Origin of the sequence: Nocardioides sp. J9 (genome assembly GCF_007829375.1) — a bacterium.
Classification (GTDB): Bacteria; Actinomycetota; Actinomycetes; order Propionibacteriales; family Nocardioidaceae; genus Nocardioides.
The window spans coordinates 1-4,567 of the sequence record NZ_VLJQ01000022.1 but is presented as its reverse complement, the minus strand read 5'-3'; the positions used below and the strand labels follow the sequence as shown (position 1 = coordinate 4,567).

The 4,567-nt window shown below is 73.7% G+C and carries 3 protein-coding genes; all 3 read right to left on the bottom strand.

Features of this window, described 5'->3' with window-relative positions; genetic code table 11:
- Positions 1-725 precede the first annotated feature (725 nt).
- Positions 726-1,970 carry an FAD-binding oxidoreductase gene (locus L615_RS02355; RefSeq protein ID WP_145723990.1) on the bottom strand — a complete coding sequence of 415 codons (1,245 nt, stop codon included), beginning with the start codon at positions 1,968-1,970 and terminating at the stop codon, positions 726-728.
- A gap of 126 nt (positions 1,971-2,096) precedes the next feature.
- Positions 2,097-3,014 carry a LysR substrate-binding domain-containing protein gene (locus L615_RS24010; RefSeq protein ID WP_315897767.1) on the bottom strand — a complete coding sequence of 306 codons (918 nt, stop codon included), beginning with the start codon at positions 3,012-3,014 and terminating at the stop codon, positions 2,097-2,099.
- Positions 3,015-3,066: 52 nt separating this feature from the next.
- Positions 3,067-4,347: a GDSL-type esterase/lipase family protein gene (locus L615_RS02345; protein ID WP_186449683.1), complete on the bottom strand. Its 1,281-nt coding sequence runs from the start codon at positions 4,345-4,347 to the stop codon at positions 3,067-3,069.
- Positions 4,348-4,567: the final 220 nt, after the last annotated feature.

Below are 4,567 nucleotides of genomic sequence, written 5' to 3'. Positions count from 1 at the left end.
GGGTCCTCGACACCCCGCGCCGCCTCCACCCCGACGACTACTAGCTCCCAAGCCCCACACCCCGCCCACCGGCGGGGTCACAGGCATGTTCACTGCCCCTTGCGCCGGTCAGTGCCAACCCCACCCCCCTGACAGGCCCGGAGGTTTCGAGGCTCGGCCGCGGGCGGCCTCGCACCTCAACCACCGGGAAAGGGCTTGCCGTCAGGCGGACCAACCATCCACCGGATCCAGCCCGCACGCGGCAGCGCCGGCACCCGCCGCTGGTTGAGGTGCGAGGCGCGCTAGCGCCGAGCCTCGAAACCAGTGGCCCGGTGCACCGGACTGTGCCCGCCACAGTCCGCCATCACGGCCCGGAGATTTCGAGGCTCGGCCGCGGGCGGCCTCGCACCTCAACCACCGGGAGGAACGCTCGGACCACCTACGTCAGGCGTGCCGCCAGGCCAACCCAACCATCCGCCGGAGCCAACCGCGGCGCGGCAGCGTGGCGCCCGCGCCGAAGGCGCGTCGACGGATGCCCGCGGCCGAGCCTCAGCGAGTGCCTGCGCGCCCTCGACAGGCGACACGCTCGCTCGCGCCATCAGCAGGCGACGAGCTCGGGAGTCAGGCCGCAGCGAACCCAAGGCCTGCCGCCAGGCGGACTGTGCCACCCACCGGAGTGTCGTTCCGTCGACAGGCGACACGCTCGCGCCATCAGCAGGCGACGCGCTCGCGCAAGTGGACCAGGACTACCGCAGCGGATCCACGCCGCGGAGGGCGTCGGGCGTGCGGCCGGTGACGACCTGCTCGGCGAGCAGGCGGCCGGTGACCGGGCCGAGGGTGATGCCCCACATGCCGTGGCCGCCGGCGACGAAGACCCGGGGGTCGCGGGTCGCCCCGACGAGCGGCAGGCCGTCGGCGGTGCAGGGGCGGGCGCCGACCCACTCGTCGTGGCGCTCGTCGAGGTGGGCGCCGGCCAGCAGCTGCCCGGCCTGCTCGACGAGGGCGTCGATGCGGCGGGGGTCGCGCGGGGCGCCGACGTCGCGGAACTCCATCATCCCGGCGATCCGCAGCCGGTCGCCGACGGGCGTGCAGGCGACCCGTTGGGTCGGGAAGTAGACCGGGCCGCGCGGCAGCTCGTCGATGTCGACGGTGAAGGAGTAGCCGCGGCCGGCCTGGATGATCCGGCGGACGCCGTACTGGCGGGCGTCGCGGTCGAGCCAGGCGCCGGTGGCGAGCACGACGGCGTCGTAGCGGTCCTCGCCGACCAGCACCCCGGTCGGCGTCGTGGTGACGGCGCGGTCGCCGGCGTCCTCGATGATCGTGCCGCCGCGGGCGCGAACGGAGGCGGCGAGCGCGGCGACGAAGGCGGGCGGGTTGATGAACCGCTCGTCACGGATCCGGATCGCGGTGCCGACCTCCTCGGACAGCGCCGGCTCATCCTTGCGTGCCACGTCGCCGTCGACGACGTCGAACGCGACCCGCTGCCCGCTCGCCTCGATGTGCTCGAACTCCTGCAGCAGCGCCTGGCTGTCCTCGGCGGTGCGGAAGGCGGCGGTGAACGGGTTGGCCGCCATCGTGCGCGCCTCGACGCCGCCGCGCTCGAGCTGGTCGAACGCGTCGAGAGCCCCGTTGTTGAGCGGGATCAGCGCCTGCATCGACCGCTGCCAGTGCCGCTGCGTGCAGTGCAGCGCGAACTGGGCGAGGAAGCGCAGCAGCCGCGGGTCGGTGGTCAGCGGCACGTAGACCGGGGACTTCGGGCTGAGCACCGCGCGCAGCCCGTAGCGCAGCACCGACGGCTCCGCGAGCGGCACCGCGATGCTCGGCGTCAGCCAGCCCGCGTTGCCCCAGCTCGAGCCCGCGGCGACGGCGGACTTCTCGATCACGGTCACCTGCACCCCGCGCTCCTGGAGGAACCAGGCGGTGGAGAGGCCCACCATCCCGGCGCCCAGCACGGCCACGTGGTCAGGGGCAGGCACACGGTCAGCGGTCATGCCCCCAGCGTGACCCGACCGCTGGCGCACGGCGTTGTCCGGATCCGACAAGGTCCGCCGCACTCGTTGTGCTGGCCGGACAGCAGGGCTACCTGGTCGGCACCCCACGCCGGCGAGGTGACCGGGCTACAGCTCCGGGTCCTCGATCGCGGCGACCAGGCCGGCCTCGCGGTCGCGGACCGTGACGGCCGCGTCGACGAACGCGCGCGCCAGCGGACTGGGCTCCTCCGCCGGCAGGGCCACGGCCAGCGTCGACCGCGGGGCGTCGACGATCGGGACGAACCGCAGGTCCGGGTGTCCGCCGTACCGCGCGGCGGCCGCGACCGTCACCGAGACCGCCCGCCCCGACGCGACGAGGATGCCCTCCTCGATGACCGAGGTGTGGTCGAGGAGGACGGCCGGGGCCTTGTCGCGGAACCCGGTGAGCTGCCAGAACGCCCGGTAGGCCGCGTCCTCCGTGCGCGAGACGGTGATCGGCTCGTCGAGCACCTCGGCGACGCTGCCCCGGTCGCGCTCGGCGAAGCGGTGGCCGGTGGCGACCGAGACGACCAGCGGCTCGGTGAACAGCGGCACCACCTCCATCCGGGGCAGCGTGGCTGGCACCCGGACGAACGCGATGTCGGCGGAGTGGTCGAGCAGGCCGGCGGAGGGGTCGGTGAGCAGGTGCTCGCGCATCTCCACCTCGACGTCGGGGAGCCGCTCCTCCAGCTCGCGCAGGATCGGGCTGGTCAGCTCGAGCGCCGCGGCCGGGCACGAGCCCACGCGGAGCACCCCCTGCTCCGCGCGGGCCGCGCTCGTGGTCCGGGCGACCGCCCGGTCCCACGCCTCGACCGTCGCTCGGGCACCCTCGAGCAGGGCGCGGCCGGCGGCGGTGAGCTCGACGCTGCGGGTGCTGCGGCGGAACAGGGTCGCGCCCAGCTCCTCCTCGAGCTCCTTGACCTGGCGGCTCAGCGCCTGCTGCGCGACGTAGAGCCGCGCGGCAGCCCGGCTGAAGTGCAGCTCTTCAGCCACCACGATGAACTGGCGGAGCTTGCGGACGTGGATGTCGATGATCGGATGCTAGTTCCCGACCGCGGCGTGCGGCGACGGCGGCGGCTCAGGTCCGGTAGACCTCGAGGTCCCACAGCGAGATGCCGTACCACGTCGCGCGGGTCACCCCGACGACGCGGACGTGCCGAGCGGTCGTCGCCGGGAACCGGACCGTGTCGTGCCCGCCGTCGCTGTTGATGGTCGACCACACCGTGCGCCACGTGCGGCCGTCGTCGGAGACCTCGACGCGGTAGGCACGGGCCCAGGCGTCCTCCCAGTTCAGCTCGAGGCGCCGGACGGTCTGCCGGGAGCCGAGGTCGACGGCGAGCCACTCACCGTCGCGCCAGTGGTAGCTGGCCCAGCGCGCGTAGGGGTCCCGGTCGACAGCGCGCGAGGGCGCCAGCCCGCTCTCGGTGGACGAGGCCGTCACCAGGCGGCCGGCGGCGAGGTCCTTGCCGTTGAGCTTCTCGTGGACCATCTGCGCGACGGCGTCCATGCCCGAGCGCAACGGGTGCCAGGAGACGGCCTTGAACAGGTTGACCCAGCCGCCCTGCACCCAGGCGTCGTCACCGGCACACGCGTCGTGGCCGAGGGAGGCGCCGTACACGTCGACGAACTCGACGCCCTGCCGCGCCGCGACGCGCGCCATCTCCTCGTTGAGCTTCCGCTGCAGCCCGTCGGCCCACGCGATGTCGCCCCTGGCGAGCGGCACGTCGGGGCAGGGGATGCCGTTGGCGGGCAGCAGCCGGAGGGTGCCGACGTAGACGACCCGGGCGCGGGGCGAGCGCTCCCTGATCGCCTCCAGCACCCGGGCGACGCGAGCGCCGGTGCGCGGGATGATCGCGGCGAGGGTGTCGACACCGTCGGCAGTGAACTTCCGCTGGCACGGGTTGCCGTCGGGGTCCGCCGACGCGAGGTCCGGGCACTCCCCGATGATCGTCCCGAAGAAGCTCTCGTCGTTGCCGCCGATCCCGATCGTCACCAGGTCCGTGTCCGGTCGCAGCGCGTCGAACTGCGGCGCGACCGTGGTGCCGAGCCCGGCGGGCGGCGCGAAGCGCCCCTCCATCGCGGTCGTGTCCGCCGCACTGCAGGAGACGTCACGGAACCCGGTGTCGTAGATGCCGAGCTTCACGGCCAGCGTGCTCGGGTAGTTGTTGGTCGACCGTACGCACGGCACGTCGGCGAAGAACGGGACCAGGGGACCGGCCGTGAACGAGTCACCGAGCGCGACGTAGTTGCGGATGCCGGGCTCCGGCACGTCGTACGCACGGGCCGGTGCGGCGGTCGTGACGGCCGCCAGCGGCGCGGCGAGCAACGGGACGAGCAGGCTGGTCAGGATGCGACGCACGGGTTCTCCCTCGCAGGGTGGACGGGCCCGACGAGTCTCGGTCCCGCCACCCTGCCGGGGGAAACACCTGATCCGGCGTGATAGACAACCTCTCCGTTGTGGATCAGTGGTGGCTGCCGCGGCCTGCCACCCCGCTCGGTGAGCTCGACGCCCTCGGTGAGCCGGTAGTCCGGGATCACCTCGTGCCAGGCCTCGAGGGCGATGACGAGCTCGGCCCGGG

Bases quoted from the DNA above. Each gene is read 5' to 3' on its own strand.
- L615_RS02355 (WP_145723990.1), bottom strand. From the start codon at position 1,970: ATGACCGCTGACCGTGTGCCTGCCCCTGACCACGTGGCCGTGCTGGGC.